Raw genomic sequence first — 15,057 nt, forward strand, 5'->3', positions numbered from 1 at the left:
CCTCAGCATAAACATATGCCTAGAATGAATAGTTATGTATGGTATGTATCGAAGAGTTAATTGATATAAGTTTTAATGAATTCGAAGTGCCATTGTAGAGAAAAAATAATTTAAATTTCATAATTGTCATTTCTGTTCATTTCAGGTTAAACTAAGGGAAGAAAGGAATGAACAATTATGATCCATAAAACTTGGCAAACATCAAAACCAAAAAAGAAAGTAACGTGTGTACATACGAATGCAAAAAAATATGTTGTACAAAATGTGTTAACTGTTGGTAAGCAGTATGATGTACAAAATGAAACAGATGAATTTTTCTTTGTTATAGATAATACCGGAAAAGTTGGCGGTTTTTACAAAGAATATTTTGAGACACAAGCATAGTAGCTTGATGGAAGAATGGCTTTAAAGTCATTCTTTTTTGTATATATAAACAACTTAAACCGTTTATTTGAAAGGTAGAGAACAATGAAAGAAATCATTAATATTCGAGATGCAAAACTAGATGATTTACGTAGAATTGTGGAAATATATAATTTGTCGATACCAGGACGTATTGCTACTGCTGATTTGGAAGAGATAACTGTTGAGAGTAGACTCCATTGGTTCCATGAGCACAATACTCATAGTCGGCCTTTATGGGTACTTGAGGAAGATGACAAGACGGTTGGCTGGCTCAGTTTCCAATCTTTTTATGGCAGACCCGCTTACTTAGCAACAGCAGAAGTTAGTATATATTTAGATCCGTCAGTACACGGTAAGAAATATGCACAAAGACTACTAAGGCAAGCGATACAAGCTTGTCCAACTTTACAAATTAATACTTTGCTTGCATTTGTATTTGCTCATAATGTAGCTAGTATAAATTTATTTAATAAATTTCATTTTGAAAAATGGGCTCATTTACCACGTATAGCTAACATGGGAGGAGTAGAGAGGGATTTATTGATTCTTGGTAAGCGTGTTAATGAATAAAGAAGTCTTTACAAAACACATACTGATAAAAGCAGAAAAAAATTGTAATGAAGGTGAAAAAATGTCTGTCCACTTATACTCACATAATGATTTAGATGGAGTAAGCTGCGGAATATTGGCTAAGTATGCATTTAAAGAAAAGGTTCAAGTTCAATATTTGTCTGTAAACCGAGTTGATTATCAAGTAGCAGATTTCTTAACTGCAGTAGCAGGATATGAAAGAGATTATACTTTATACATCACAGATGTCTCCGTCAATCGTGATAATGAAGCAAAAATAGAAGCATTTGTTCAAAAGGGTGGACGTATTCAATTGATTGACCATCATAAGACTGCATTAACTCTTAATCAATATAAATGGGGTTTAGTAACTGTTGAAGATGATATCGGAAAAAAAACATGTGCTACATCTTTATTTTATCATTATTTAGTTGAACACGGACTTATAGAAGAAAAGCCGGTTTTAGATGAATATGTTGAGTTAGTTCGTTTATACGATACTTGGGACTGGGAGAAGCAGCAAAAAGTTGAAGCGAAGAGATTAAATGATTTACTTTATATGCAATCGATCGAAGATTTTGAGGAAAGTATGCTCGAAAGGTTAACAAACCATGTACATTTTACATTCGATGGATTTGAAGAAAGATTACTTGACCTGGAAGAGAAAAAAACGGAACGATATATTAAAAGAAAAAGAAGAGAATTGGTGCAAACGAATATCGGCAATTTGTGTCTCGGTATTGTTCATGCTGAATCGTACCACTCGGAACTAGGTAATGCATTAGGGAAGGATAATCCTCATTTAGATTGTATTGCAATCATGAATATGGGGAGTAAAAAAATTGGATTTAGGACGATCCATGACCATATTGATGTGTCAGATATCGCAGGCAAATATGGTGGCGGTGGACATGCAAAAGCAGCTGGATGTACGTTAACAAAAGAAGCATTCAAAGTATTCATTGATAAGCCATTTCAGATAAAGCCATTGAAAGAAGATGCTAAACATAATCAAATCAATATAAAAGGGTATTGTGCATTGTTTGAAAACAGAGACGAAGACTTTTTCCTCGTTTACCAAAGAAAGCAAGGAGAGTGGCTGCTTGAAAAAAATCACAAATTACTATCTCACACGTCTACAAGTTTTACAAATATGGAACATTACATAAAACGGACATACCAAGTTGGACTCGCTCATGATGATAAATTAATTGAATACTTACTTGAAGGGTATCAACGTGAGCAAAAAAATAGACAAAGTTGAATATGCCCAGATTGGTATGAGGTGGTTTAAAACGGTTGGTCAGCTATTGTTAAGATTAAGGTTTACATGAAATTAATTTGATTATGAGTGAAGAACTGGAATGGTGAGGGAATTCAAGCTGTGTAATGAATGAAACTCACCATTCAGCCTTCTATAGAGGAAACTTTGCAGATTTATAATCAACAAAAGGGAATCAAATATCACATTAATCAACAACAATATATGCAATCATTTTCGTACCATTTTGAGAGTGTGCATCACAAATTAGCTTATATGTCCCTTCTTCTTTAAAATATAAGGGAACTGTGGTTTCTTCCCCTTTTTTAACAATTCCTCTAATGTCAGCCCCTTCGATATAAAATGGGTGTTCTTCACCATTTACACCAAAAATATGCAAAGTGACCTTTTCTCCTTTAGGTACGATAATAGTGCCAGGATCAAATCTGTATGCTTCTATTTTTTCTCCGTCCTTCGTTGTTGTAGAGAATTCCCCGGTTACCATGTGGTATTCTAAAGTACTCACCTCATCAGTTTCGCTGAAAGTAGTGGTGCTTCTTTCCATATAGTAGTATAAGAAACTACTACTAAGAATGAGTACTATAACGATGAAAACAAGCCATTTTTTATCTATGATGTATAGTTTCACTTCCAAGCCTCCTTAATCTAATATTTGTTGGTTCCTACTCTAGTCTTTTTCTAAAAGACAGAAGAAATTTTATCTATTTGTTTAAATAAGCAAAAGTTGACGAAAACTTCGGGGCTTATCTCATCATATGTATGATAAGTAAATAACTTGTCTACATTATTCGTTTAGTTGTATTTTGAAAAAAAGTTCTATCTATTAGAATGAAAATATGTTATAGTTATTGAGCGATGAGCTGAATTGTATAAGTCGAATGACAAGCCCTAGGGCAATGCACGATGTGGCGTGCAGTCTTCGCCTCAATCACGTAAAAAAGACGTCTACTTAGACGTCTTTTTGTTTTTATAGATAGACCTTACATCGTTTAATCAATTAGTTTCCGCCAATTTGTTAACCAAATCGATTGCAATTCTTCGTTTGGGAGAGGTCTGCTAAAGTAGTAGCCTTGAGCGATAACATTTAAACTCTTTAATAATTGAACTTGTTCTTTAGTTTCAACACCTTCAATAATGACTTTAGCATTAATATCCTTACCAACATTAATAATGGTTAATAGTATTGACATTGACCGTTTATTCTCCATCATATGGTCAATTAACAATTTATCAATTTTTAAAGTATCGATATCGATACTATTAATAACGTTTAAGGAAGAATAACCTGCACCAAAGTCGTCAATGGCAATTTTTACTCCTAATTTCCGAATATCCTCAATCTTTTTAGTAGCTGCTTCAATATTTAACATAACTGTTTCAGTGATTTCTATTTCAAAGAGGTGACCATCAACGTGTTCTGACTCCAAAATTTCTTTCACTTTTTGAGGAAATGTTTCATCATGAAATTGTCGGGCTGATACGTTAACAGAAACAACAAGATTAGGTAAACCAAGTTTTTTCCATCTGTTAATTTGGCGACAAGCTTCCTTCATCACCCATTCTCCAATTGGAAGTATTAAGTTCGTTTCTTCTGCAATGGGTATGAATTCGATAGGTGAGACAAATCCATAAGGTGAATTCCATCTTAGTAACGCTTCTACACCAACTAACTCACCGGTCGATAAATCTATCTGTGGCTGGTAATGTAAATGGAACTCATTATTACTAATAGCTTTACTTAATGCATTTTCTAGTAATGATCTTCTCGTTGCTTCTTTACTTAAACTTTCGGTAAAAAATTGATAATTGTTTTTCCCTTTTTTCTTGGCGTTGTATAAAGCCAGGTCTGCTTGTTTTAATAGTGTTTCGACCGTTTCGGAATTGTTTTTAAAAACAGTGATTCCTATGCTTAAAGTAACGGCTGATTCCATATCTTGAAGTATAATCGTCTGATTCATTTTATTGATTATATCTTCTGCCAATTGCCTAATTTCATTCTCGGTAGTATCTTCAGATATAATGACAAATTCATCTCCACCAATACGAGAGATTTGATCCTTTGTTCGTAATATACTTCTTAATATTGAGGACACTTTCATCAAAAATTGGTCTCCACCACTATGTCCAAATGTATCATTAATGTTTTTAAAGTTATCGAAATCTATTGCCAAAATTGCAAAATGCTTACTACTTAATTTTGCATGCTCCATTACTTCTTGTATTTTTGAGTAGAACCAGTTTCGATTTGGAAGACCTGTTAGTTGATCTCGATACGCCATTTCTTTAATTTTCATTTCGTATTGTGTTTTATCAGTTATATCTCGCACAATTGCAAAAACACCTTCAATGTTCCCATTTTTATTAATTGGGACTGCTGTTGTATCTACTTGCACAAGTTGTCCAGTTTTATTTACTAATGAATGTTCACCACGTTGGGCACGACCGTTTAAAACAGAAAGAAATGCGTTAAACAATTTTTCTGAGTTTTTCGGTATTATCGATGTAATATTCATGTTGATAAGCTCCTCTTTAGAAAAGCCCGTTAATTTTTCAGCCATATGATTCATGTTAATATAGGTCCCGTTTTTATCAACTTCAAATATCGCATCTAAGTTATGTTCAAATAAGGAGCGATATCGTTCCTCGTTTTCTTCAACTAAGCGAAGTGTTACCTTTTCTTTCGAAATGTCCTTTGCAATTCCATAAACTCCAATTATTTTTCCATCTACTATAATAGGAAAGTTCGTTACTTCAAGGTGGACACGGTGACCTTGTTTATGAAAGCATACAGTTTCAAAAGTGGAAGGTTTACCATTTACAGCGATCCGGAAGTGACGCACGGTTACTTCTATGTAGTCATGATCAATAAATTCATGGAATGGTTTTTGCATGATTTCATGTTTTGGATAACCAGATAACGTTTGCAAGAATGATTAATATCAATAAAGATTCCATTCAAATCTAACGAATAGACACCATCTGGATTATGTTTAAATAGTGACTCATAGCGTTGCTGATTCAGGTTTAATTCTCTTTTTATTTGAATTTGTTCGGTCAGGTTTTTCATAATTGTTTGAATAACGAACTTATTTTTATATACAATACCGATACTGTTTGCCTCAATTTCTATTGATTCCTCTTCTTCAGTAATAATTTTATGTTGTAGAGGGGGAACACGTTTCATGGACATTATTTTCTGATAATGTTTTTTGACATCTTCCCTACTAGTTTGATGGATGTAATTTATAATAGGCTTCCCGATTAAATCAGAAGCTGATTTTGCTTTAATAAAATACGATATTCATCATGTACGATAACCGCCTCTGGTGAAGCTTGAACTAACTTATTAAATCTTGATTCGCTTTCTTTAAGTTTCGAACTAAATCGCTTGTGGATAAGTTTATTACGGTAGTCTAAAATAGAAGCCATCAAGCCTGCAAGAATGATTAGAATTGATGTTGCTGTAATAATGATTGCAAAGGAATAACGTAATATACCTGTAGGATATGATTGTGAAAGATGGTGATGGTCCGTCGCTTCCATACTTGTATAATGAGTTAATGAAACAGTCAAACCAAGGATGATAGCACTCCCTATAGTCTGCATAGGCGATCTCGACCATTTTTCTTAATATTTACAAACACGAAAATTGCTAAAAATGAAAATAAGAAACAAATGAATATTGAAATATAAAGGTATTTTGATTGGAAATGAACCTCAAAACCATCTATCGAATATAAACCAATGTAATGCATCATGATAATTCCTGTGGCAACTAAAAAGCCACTGATTATGATGTTCCATATTGTATTTTCTCTACGAAGTAAAGTCAGAAATGCAAATAATCCCGTACATACTGCTGAAATTAAAGAGAGCAATAATAAAAGTGGGTTATAGGAAAACGTGAAAAATTGGTCCATTGACATCATACCAACAAAATGCATGGAAAAGATTCCGGTTCCAAGTATAAAGGAGCCTGTAATAACCCATCTTAATTTCGATTGTCTGTTTTCAATAATTCGCTCTACGATTAATAAGGCTGTGTAGGAGGAAATGATACTAATGAAGATAGATAGGATAATAAAAAATATGCTATTAGAATAAATACTCATCGTTAAATCTCCCTAATAATTATGCTATAAAGGTTTATATTTTTTAGTATGTACCATTAGAAAATATGTATAAGAAATATAAGTCAGTGCATGTAGTATCCTGTGAATTTCTGAACAGGAAGCTGTATATAATGAAAAACAATATCATTTAAATTAAAGTAAAATGATAAGCATATTATTGGTTGATATAGTATTCATAGTATAATCTATCATGTGAGAAAATGAAAACCTTATGAGAGGAAAATCAAAGTAATGACTAAATCAATACTATTTATTGGTGCCGGACGTATGGCTGAAGCAATTATTGCCGGACTTAAAAACAAACAGGATATACATAGCTTTTCGCAATTGTACATTTCCAATCGAAATAATAAGAATAGGTTGAATTATTTAAAAGAGAAATATGATGTAGAAATAATGGATGATTGGGAAAGGGATATCAATAATATTGATATTGTTTTTTTAGCATTACCACCTGATGGTCATGAAGCCATATTAAAAAAGCTAAAGCCCATTTTGAGAAACCAGTTTGTTATCACGATAGCAGCGGGGATTGGTCCGGAATTTTTAGAAGCAGGACTCGAAAAAAATACTGCAGTAGCATGGATGATGCCAAATACTGCTGCAGAGGTAGGGCATTCTATAACTTTGTTTACATTTGGTCATCATGTAAATCGAGAACAAAAAAAGGATATGCAAGTTATCTTAGATTCAATTGGTAAGTCAGTAGAATGTACGGAAAGCCAAATTCATAAACTGACAGCAGTAACTGGGAGTGCTCCTGCATTTCTATATCTTTTTATCGAATTTCTTATCAATAAAACTGAAAATTTAGGAGTACCTACCACTATTTCGAGCCTATTAGTAAACGAAATGGTCATAGGATCAATCGAAATGATTAAAACAGGAATTCGTCCTAGTGAACTTAGAGAACAAGTAACGACACCTGGAGGAGCGACGGCTGAAGGATTAAAAGTTCTAGTGAAAGGTGGACTAGAGGAACTTATCACGGAAGCAATTGATGCGACAAATCGAAAGGCAAATGGAAAATAGTTAGTTTGATGTACTATGAAGATGAGCAAACAAAAGTGTCTGACCCTTCGAACGCACTAAACAGATAAGCTTTTCATCTTATCTCGTAGCTTGCTGGGGGTCAGACACTTATGATTTATCACTTTTTGGTAGGGTTCTTACAATTCCTTTTTTTTCACTGCAGAGAAATTTTCTAATACTGGTAATGTTCGTTCGTCTTCGACCATAGCGTGTCCACATAGAGGACAGTCTGGATTTTCATCAGATTTAAAGTTATCTCTCATCCAGCCATTACACTCATCCGAACCACATGCCCAAACTTTTAAATTCACTTCTGGTGGCTTTTCAACTTGCTGTTGAAATCTCATATAAACACATCCTTAAAAAGGAGATTTAGTACTAAGTACATTATACACTGTTTTCTTAACAATATGTATAGAAGTTACCTATTAGTTGGAATTAACATAAATATCAGGAGATAATCGGATATTTATAGATTACTTTTCAACTAACTGATCAACTTCCACTTGCGTTCTTTCCTCTAAAGGACCTCTTAAATGACAAGTAACCAAACCTTCCTCTTCATGCAACTCATCAATCCATACAGAAGCACCGTTATACATTACTTCAATGTCAGCAGAAGAAGATAAAATTTGTTTAATACGTTTTATATCCATTTTTGATACCTCCTATTTCTTTCAATATTAGTATTCACTAAAATGATTTTTTTATCCATTTCTTTACAAAGTGAATTTTTCAGACTTTATTAAAGCTTAAGTCTCACCCACCCAGAGCCAAGTATAGTAATGGAGAATCAACCAAAATCGACAACCAAGTAAGAAACATAGACGGAAACCTCCTTTTTATCAAAGGCTGTTTTCTATAAGATTGTGGCTTTTTCACTAACCTTTTTAAGGGTTTGTTGGAGCTGACCTGAGAGACTCCTGCGGGATGCGTGGGAGAGGTGAGACGTGAGCAAGCGTTTACGCTGAGGAGTACGAAAAGCGTAGGCGGCTTGCCCATCGACGTACAAACTGGAGGGCATCGACTAAGACCAAAGGAATCACGATGAGCCGAATGGCGAATCGATGATGACTTATCGTAGGGACCTGACCTGAAGTTTGATAAAGGGTAGCCGCAAGGAGCTGTGAGCTCACCACCCACCCCGCGGAAAGCGAGTACTGCTAGAGGAGATAAAGCCTAAACGACAACTCAGTTAAAAGTAACAATGTTTACGAAAACAGCCTTATCAAGTATGTGCTTAGCCATCAACTCGGGGCTGAGTTCAATCTGATTTACAAAACATTCAAAAAAAGAATGCATTCATTTAAAAATTTTAGCCAAACTAGAGAGGGTTACAATATTACATTTTATGGTAGGGGGAAAAAAGATGTTGAAGAAAATCGCACTAGCATCAATGGTCCTAATGTTTTTATTCCCATCTGTTTCACACGGACAGATAAAAACATTTAAAGAACCACCATTTGAGTTTTACAAAGTTTCACGTGGAGATACTTTTTGGTATATCGCACAACGCTACGGTCTTGACTATAAGAAGTTAATGGAGTTAAACCCTTCAGTTGAGCCAAGAAATATGCATGTAGGTGAGGTTATTCGATTAAAAGCTTCTGCTGAATCACCAAGTACTTTCCAAGAACAAGTGGTTCAATTAGTCAATCAACAACGAGCAAAGTCAGGACTAAAACCTTTATCTCATCGTGCTGACATTAAAAACGTCGCTCAAAAAAAGGCACAGGATATGATTAATTCGAATTACTTCTCACATACAAGTCCAAACTACGGATCACCATTTGATATGTTGAAAACATTTGGAATTAGTTATTCATATGCTGGAGAAAACATTGCAAAAGGCCAAAAAACTCCACAAGAAGTCATGAATTCCTGGATGAATTCTTCTGGTCATCGTGCTAACATTTTGAAACCTGAGTTCGATACAATAGGGGTAGGCTTCTACCATGGAGCATGGGTACAAATGTTCATTAAAGCTAGATAAAGAAAATAAGCTGCCTCAATATAAATGAGGACAGCTTTTATATTTTATACTGTATTTTTAAGAAATCTCCATTAACAATTCAATATACCTGTTCATTGCATTCCAAATTTTTTAAGATAATCATCACTTTTTGAATATATCTCTTCCAGCTGCCCCGACAACAGCATCAGTATTTCCACTAGAATTATCGCTATCTGTTTTCATTTTCTTATGTGAATTTGACTGGTCAGAACCTACATACTTTGATTTATGGCGTGCTTCATTTTTAATAAACTCATTAAAATCCAAATTAATCATGTTATCAACTCCAGAATTAAATTAACGTACATGTTTAGTTTTTCCCTTATTTACAATCAAACAACAAGAAAAAGGCACCATTAAAGGTGCCTTTTAAAGCCACTATATGAAATTTAAAATTAACGAGTACCGCCACTCATTTGTTGTTGAGCAAAAGAAACTAAACGCTTAGTAATTTCTCCACCAACAGATCCATTTGCACGAGATGTTGTTTCAGCACCAAGGTTAACGCCAAATTCTGATGCGATTTCTAATTTCATTTGATCTAGAGCTTGTGCTGCACCAGGTACCAATAGTTGGTTTGAATTATTACCGTTACTTGCCATGATAAATCCATCTCCTTTATGAATAGTTGTTGTTTGGTGGGTTAGGTTGGAATTGCACCAAGCTTTACCTACTAAGCTAACCCGTGATGTATTTGAAAAATATTTTGTTACAAAAATCATTTTTTATTCAATTTTTTTGAAAAAAGTTTTTTAGGTGTTGAACTATAAAAAAGTTGTACAAGTTAATCATTAATTTTTCGCATTTCCCTGAAAGTTATACATCATCAAAAAATGTAAAATTTACCACATAAGACATAGATTTTTAAAAAAAGGTTGCTGCGAACGAAATGATTATTATTGTTGAAGTTTTAGTACATTGTCTTAGTGAAATAACTGAAATAGTTTCCAAAGATAATAAATGGTTCTTCGTAACTATCAATTTAAAAATATTATGGCTAACACAATTTTGTTGTGGAATAATACGAAAAAACATTTTTGGAGTGATGGTTTTGCCAAGTGTAACATTAGGAAATGGAAGGCAAATCGTATACGAGGAATACGGTAATCGTAATGGAACAACGGTTATCTTTATCCATCCACCTGGAATGGGAAGGAAGGTATTTGCAAGGCAGCATGTTTTAGGGAGCAAGGTAAGGGTAATTTTCCCTGATTTAACAGGACATGGTGATAGTGATATTCCTTCTGAAAAGGTAACAATTGAGTATTACTGCAAAGAACTGATTTCGTTATTAAACGCTTTACATATAAATAGCTTTGTATTATGTGGATATTCTGCAGGTGGAGCTGTTGCTCAGCATATGTGTTTGCATTACGGGGAACGAGTGTTAGGCCTTATATTAATTGGGGGCTATCCAGCAGTTATTAATCAAACGTTATCATTAGAACATAAACTAGGTATGTATATGGTGAAGAATCACAAACAACAACTAGCAACTGTATTAGCAAGAAGTCATACAAGTGACCCTTCGTATCGGAAAATTTTAATAGAACATATGAGGAAAGCAAATTGTGAGGCATGGTATTTGTATTATAAAGATGTATTGTGTATGAATATAATTCGGGAGTTGCCAAAGCTTACGATGCCGTTATTACTGATTTATGGGACAAAATCTGATGGTATCAATCGTTATTCACGTTACTATAAAAAATATTGTAAATTAGTTCGAATTGTCTTTATTAAAAGGATGAATCATCAAATCCCAACTAAAAGTTGGAAAGTTGCAAATGCCGAAATTTCTGATTTTGTTTCAAAATTATAGACTCATTTCCTGATTTATCGTAGGGAGGTGAGCTGAAGTTTGGTAGCGGGTAGCTGCAAAATTAGGCTGACCACCCACTCCGATGTTGCTGAGTTCTGTAAGAGGAGACTAACCCGTAACACAAATTAAGTACAAATCAACAATGTTTTCGCAAACAGCACAATGATAAAATAATCGAATCCTTAAAAAAGATTATAATAATTTTTAACTTTTTTGCAGGAATTTCGACAATGAATAGATAATATGTAAGAGATGATGTTCCTATACTATATTTACATGACAAACTATGTTTAAACTTAAGGAGAGAGCAAAAAATGAAAATCGTAAGTGGAGAATTTGGACAATACCAAGGAGAAAAAGTTTATTCTTATAAACTTGAAAATAATCAAGGGATGAGCATTACATGTATTACATTAGGTTGTATAATTACAGAAATTAATACAGCTAATCAAAACGGTGAATTTGAAAACGTTGTCCTAGGATTTGATGATGTAGATTCATATATTGAGAAATCTCCATACTTTGGGGCTGTAATTGGTCGTGTTGCCGGTAGAATTGATAAAGGCGAATTTGATTTAAATGGTGAAACTTACACTCTTCCACAAAATGAAAATACGAACCATCTGCATGGCGGACCAGAGGGATTTGACCGTCAATTATGGCAAGCTAGTACTTTTGAAAAAGAGGATGAAGTTGGCATCGAATTTTCATATAGGAGTAAAGCTGGAGAAGCGGGATACCCAGGTAACTTAAATGTGCGTGTCACATACATTTTAAATAATCAAAACGAAATAGTTGTACATTATTTTGCTACAACAGACAAGGATACATTAGTCAATTTAACAAATCATACATATTTTAATTTATCAGGAAATGTGAAGCAGGATATATTATCACATGAATTGACATTAAAAAGTCAAAAAGTCCTTGAATTAAACGAATCATTTATCCCAACAGGAAAATTTTTAGATGTTGCAAATACTCCGTTTGATTTCAGAGACGGAAAAAAGATAAACGATGCTGTTAGTTCAAATGACCCGCAAATAAAATTAGTTGGTCAAGGAGTCGATCATCCATTTTTACTTGATGAGAATCATAATGAGGAAATTTGCCTAAGCGATGAGGAAAGTGGTCGTAAATTAATCATTGAAACAGATGAACAAAGTGTTGTTGTTTATACATCAAATATGTTAGATGATAGCTTTACAATAAGAGATGTTCAATCAAGTAAATATTTAGGTATTTGTTTAGAGACACAAGGGTTGCCTGATTCGATTCATCACCCTGAATTCTCACCTTGTATTTTAAAAGCAGGGGATGAGTATAAAACGACAACAATTTATAAATTTACAACAAAGTAATTTAAACAGTAAAGGATGAAATCTATGATTTCATCCTTTTTGCATATTATTGTCATTAAGTGTAAAAATAACGTATTGAGATTTTTTAAGGAGGATTAAGACGTGATTTTTTATGCTTGTGTTAAATATGATGATAAAAAACCTGATACATATAAAGGGATTGAAGTAACAATGTTAGGTTCAGATGAAGTCGTTGCAAGCTTTGAATCTTATGACCCTCTTCAAGATTATCACAATTTTGTTAGCTGGTCTGAGAGTGTAGGAGATGATAACGTTGGGTTTTGTGACAGCTTAAAACATTTCGCAAAGGATTATCAACAAATATCTATGGATGCTGCAGAAGAAATGTTAAATATAGTTTATGGAGAGCATCAAGAGTGTGAAGAGATTGGATAATTAACAGCTTACTCGGAGTGAGAAGTGTGTTACGAGATTGGACTACTCACTCCTAATGAAAAGCACATTAAGCTACTATTGAATTTTTCGATATTAGTAAGTAATCCCATTCAAGATAATGAGCTGTTATTTTGTTGAGACTGTTTCGTTTTTCTTCTTTTCTCCATCTTGAATGACCATTCGATGTGGCTGTTTGTTGAAAAATTTTGAAATAAACGTGGTAACATGCTTATAGTTTTCCTCGATTTTTTCTACAACATAATTGATTCTCTCAAAAAGTGATGCTTTTAAATGGTCAATATCTCTGGAAATTTTTTGGTTAATCGCATCTTGGCCATCGACTTTTTCCAATATCGTTTCATGGAAGGCTTCTTGTATTTGAAGAGTATTTAGAATAGCTTCATTAATTTTAGTTTGTTCTGACAATTGTTCGCATAATTGGTTGTTGACAGTTTCGATTTCATCTAACTTTTTTGAGAGTTGATGGATAACTGCATCTTGTATCGTTAATTGGTCAATGATTGCCTGATTGATTATTCCTTCCTGTTGGTTGTTTTCCAATAATGTTTCATTGTTACGATTTAGATTTTCATAATACTGGGATAGTTTTTTTACATCTTCTTGTTGTTGTTTGATATGCTCAAATAGCGGATGTGTACGTTTCTCAGTTGATTCAATTTGCTTTAAAACAATAGAAAATTGTTCTTGTTGGTTCTGTTTGGATTCTGTCATAAGCTGATTCATTTTATTAGTTGCGTGTTGTAATGTTTGATTCATTTCTGATTGCTGTTTGATAAATTCTTGTAGATAATTAATTCGAGCCATACGTTGATTAGAAGTATGTTCAATTAATTGATTTTGCTTATATAGTGAAGGACGATTGTGATTTTTTATATAAACCAATGCAAACACCTCTTTCATTTAAAGAAATGATGCTACTATCCTATGTTTGAAATACGTCATTTGATAACAATCTTTTTTTACCTTAATTAATAATTGGTAATGAGGACATACTAATAGTTGTATAAGAATACATACCTGGTTTTATTAATACGCTCTTTTCTAAAAGATTGTGGCTATTTGCACTAACTTTTTTTAGTATTTGTTGGAGCGGAAGTGCGAGACTCCTGTGGGAGGCTCAGCACCTCGGATTTTTGTTGAGCATTCGTGCTAAAACAACAACTAAAGAGTACCTTATTTTCGAATGCAGTAATTTGAACTTTGTTATTAATTACACTAAATCTATCAAAAGGATAGGCACTTGATAAATAATGAGAGGATGAGCAATATGAGCATGGAATGGTTTGATCGGGTTAGCGGAGAATTGCAGGAACATCTAGAATCGATTTGTGAAAAATATGACCAAGTAGGGCATATGTCAATTGACAGGGGGGCAAAGCATCCGCGAATTGAATTTTTTGTAGAAGATGAAGCGAATGAGGAGCGCGAGTATTTTTGTACATTATGTTTTGACCCTTATAATGTTGAATTTTATATTGAGGCTTTTGATTATGAGTATGAACAAATCTCAAGAACAATTTTGTCTGATATTGAGGAAATAATTGATGCTGTTCATGAAAGCTTCCATCTTTATATGAATGATGAGGGCGATGAGATAGATGACGATGATGACTTGATTGACGAGGATTACAATATAATGGAGGAAATCGATGTAGAGTGGGAAACGCCTGAAGTAACCGCATTTATTCATGAAGACGAAGTAGAAGTAACATATCAATTCGGGGTCGTACAAGAAACAGGTGATGGCGTGCTAAGACGAATAAATCGAATACGGACCGAGAATGAACAAATGATAAAAGATGAAACAAATTTTATTTTTAGCAAGGAAGAAGCTAGTACGATTATTGCGATGATTGCAAGCCATATGGATTCCTTATCTGAATTTAATTTTCAATAGTATTAGGAGAGGAAAATGGGTAGCAATTAAGCTCAATTATTCTTAGTTTATAAGAAGTCTAGAAGTGTTTAGATGTTTTTATTAACAGTGACCAAGTAAACCGAAAAACGATACAATTGACAAG

General features: G+C 33.7%; 19 protein-coding genes. 9 read left to right on the top strand and 10 right to left on the bottom strand.

The features are described from left to right. Nucleotides 1-177: 177 nt before the first annotated feature. The 3 genes from J2S19_RS00825 (at nt 178) to J2S19_RS00835 (ending at nt 2,239) form a co-directional block, all read left to right on the top strand. Nucleotides 178-384: a DUF6501 family protein gene (locus J2S19_RS00825; RefSeq protein WP_307335755.1), complete on the top strand. Its 207-nt coding sequence runs from the start codon at nt 178-180 to the stop codon at nt 382-384. An 84-nt stretch (nt 385-468) separates the two neighbouring features. Further along, on the top strand, nt 469-975 hold the full coding sequence (locus J2S19_RS00830; protein WP_307335758.1) for a GNAT family N-acetyltransferase: 507 nt from the start codon (nt 469-471) through the stop codon (nt 973-975). Nucleotides 976-1,036: 61 nt separating this feature from the next. Then, the gene (locus J2S19_RS00835; RefSeq protein ID WP_370875019.1) at nt 1,037-2,239 is read left to right on the top strand and encodes a DHH family phosphoesterase; all 1,203 of its coding nucleotides are present in this window, start codon (nt 1,037-1,039) and stop codon (nt 2,237-2,239) included. A 205-nt stretch (nt 2,240-2,444) separates the two neighbouring features. On the opposite strand, the gene J2S19_RS00840 is transcribed toward J2S19_RS00835, so the two are convergent. From J2S19_RS00840 to J2S19_RS00860, 5 genes are all read right to left on the bottom strand, one after another. After that, on the bottom strand, nt 2,445-2,885 hold the full coding sequence (locus J2S19_RS00840) for a cupredoxin domain-containing protein (protein ID WP_307335763.1): 441 nt from the start codon (nt 2,883-2,885) through the stop codon (nt 2,445-2,447). Nucleotides 2,886-3,246: 361 nt separating this feature from the next. Beyond that, on the bottom strand, nt 3,247-5,184 hold the full coding sequence (locus tag J2S19_RS00845) for a sensor domain-containing protein (protein ID WP_307335766.1): 1,938 nt from the start codon (nt 5,182-5,184) through the stop codon (nt 3,247-3,249). Continuing rightward, nucleotides 5,106-5,441 (bottom strand): PAS domain-containing protein, encoded by a 336-nt coding sequence (locus J2S19_RS00850; RefSeq protein WP_307335769.1) that lies wholly within the window; start codon nt 5,439-5,441, stop codon nt 5,106-5,108. The genes J2S19_RS00845 and J2S19_RS00850 overlap by 79 nt, the downstream gene beginning before the upstream one ends. Before the next feature lie 77 nt (nt 5,442-5,518). Then, nucleotides 5,519-5,863, bottom strand: coding sequence for an MHYT domain-containing protein (locus tag J2S19_RS00855; protein WP_307335772.1), 345 nt, complete (start codon nt 5,861-5,863; stop codon nt 5,519-5,521). Next, nucleotides 5,851-6,369, bottom strand: coding sequence for an MHYT domain-containing protein (locus J2S19_RS00860; protein WP_307335774.1), 519 nt, complete (start codon nt 6,367-6,369; stop codon nt 5,851-5,853). Before J2S19_RS00860 ends, J2S19_RS00855 begins: the two co-directional genes overlap by 13 nt. A gap of 252 nt (nt 6,370-6,621) precedes the next feature. On the opposite strand from J2S19_RS00860, the gene proC reads away from it, so the two are divergent. Continuing rightward, on the top strand, nt 6,622-7,422 hold the full coding sequence (gene proC / locus J2S19_RS00865) for a pyrroline-5-carboxylate reductase (RefSeq protein WP_307335777.1): 801 nt from the start codon (nt 6,622-6,624) through the stop codon (nt 7,420-7,422). A gap of 137 nt (nt 7,423-7,559) precedes the next feature. On the opposite strand, the gene J2S19_RS00870 is transcribed toward proC, so the two are convergent. Next, a complete protein-coding gene (locus J2S19_RS00870; RefSeq protein ID WP_307335780.1) occupies nt 7,560-7,769 on the bottom strand; it encodes a cold-inducible protein YdjO-related protein in 210 nt (69 codons plus the stop codon). A gap of 129 nt (nt 7,770-7,898) precedes the next feature. Beyond that, nucleotides 7,899-8,078: an H-type small acid-soluble spore protein gene (locus tag J2S19_RS00875; RefSeq protein WP_307335783.1), complete on the bottom strand. Its 180-nt coding sequence runs from the start codon at nt 8,076-8,078 to the stop codon at nt 7,899-7,901. 713 nt (nt 8,079-8,791) lie between these two features. Here J2S19_RS00875 and J2S19_RS00880 point away from each other — a divergent pair. Next, a complete protein-coding gene (locus J2S19_RS00880) occupies nt 8,792-9,415 on the top strand; it encodes a CAP domain-containing protein (protein WP_307335786.1) in 624 nt (207 codons plus the stop codon). Between the two features lie 123 nt (nt 9,416-9,538). Here J2S19_RS00880 and J2S19_RS00885 read toward each other — a convergent pair whose 3' ends face one another. Together J2S19_RS00885 and J2S19_RS00890 are read right to left on the bottom strand one after the other, a co-directional pair. Beyond that, nucleotides 9,539-9,712: a hypothetical protein gene (locus J2S19_RS00885; RefSeq protein ID WP_307335789.1), complete on the bottom strand. Its 174-nt coding sequence runs from the start codon at nt 9,710-9,712 to the stop codon at nt 9,539-9,541. A gap of 119 nt (nt 9,713-9,831) precedes the next feature. Beyond that, the gene (locus tag J2S19_RS00890; protein ID WP_095302684.1) at nt 9,832-10,038 is read right to left on the bottom strand and encodes an alpha/beta-type small acid-soluble spore protein; all 207 of its coding nucleotides are present in this window, start codon (nt 10,036-10,038) and stop codon (nt 9,832-9,834) included. Between the two features lie 449 nt (nt 10,039-10,487). On the opposite strand from J2S19_RS00890, the gene J2S19_RS00895 reads away from it, so the two are divergent. From J2S19_RS00895 to J2S19_RS00905, 3 genes are all read left to right on the top strand, one after another. After that, nucleotides 10,488-11,258, top strand: coding sequence for an alpha/beta fold hydrolase (locus J2S19_RS00895; protein WP_307335793.1), 771 nt, complete (start codon nt 10,488-10,490; stop codon nt 11,256-11,258). A gap of 314 nt (nt 11,259-11,572) precedes the next feature. Next, nucleotides 11,573-12,619 (top strand): aldose epimerase family protein, encoded by a 1,047-nt coding sequence (locus J2S19_RS00900; protein ID WP_307335795.1) that lies wholly within the window; start codon nt 11,573-11,575, stop codon nt 12,617-12,619. Nucleotides 12,620-12,721: 102 nt separating this feature from the next. Further along, complete coding sequence (locus J2S19_RS00905; RefSeq protein WP_307335798.1) at nt 12,722-13,015, top strand: hypothetical protein; 294 nt, start codon at nt 12,722-12,724, stop codon at nt 13,013-13,015. Nucleotides 13,016-13,141: 126 nt separating this feature from the next. Here J2S19_RS00905 and J2S19_RS00910 read toward each other — a convergent pair whose 3' ends face one another. Continuing rightward, nucleotides 13,142-13,918, bottom strand: a complete 777-nt coding sequence (locus tag J2S19_RS00910) for a hypothetical protein (RefSeq protein ID WP_307335800.1) — start codon at nt 13,916-13,918, stop codon at nt 13,142-13,144. Nucleotides 13,919-14,303: 385 nt separating this feature from the next. Here J2S19_RS00910 and J2S19_RS00915 point away from each other — a divergent pair, with 385 nt between their 5' ends. Next, nucleotides 14,304-14,933, top strand: a complete 630-nt coding sequence (locus J2S19_RS00915) for a hypothetical protein (RefSeq protein ID WP_307335803.1) — start codon at nt 14,304-14,306, stop codon at nt 14,931-14,933. Nucleotides 14,934-15,057: the final 124 nt, after the last annotated feature.

Origin of the sequence: Metabacillus malikii, from assembly GCF_030813355.1 — a bacterium.
Classification (GTDB): Bacteria; Bacillota; Bacilli; order Bacillales; family Bacillaceae; genus Metabacillus; species Metabacillus malikii.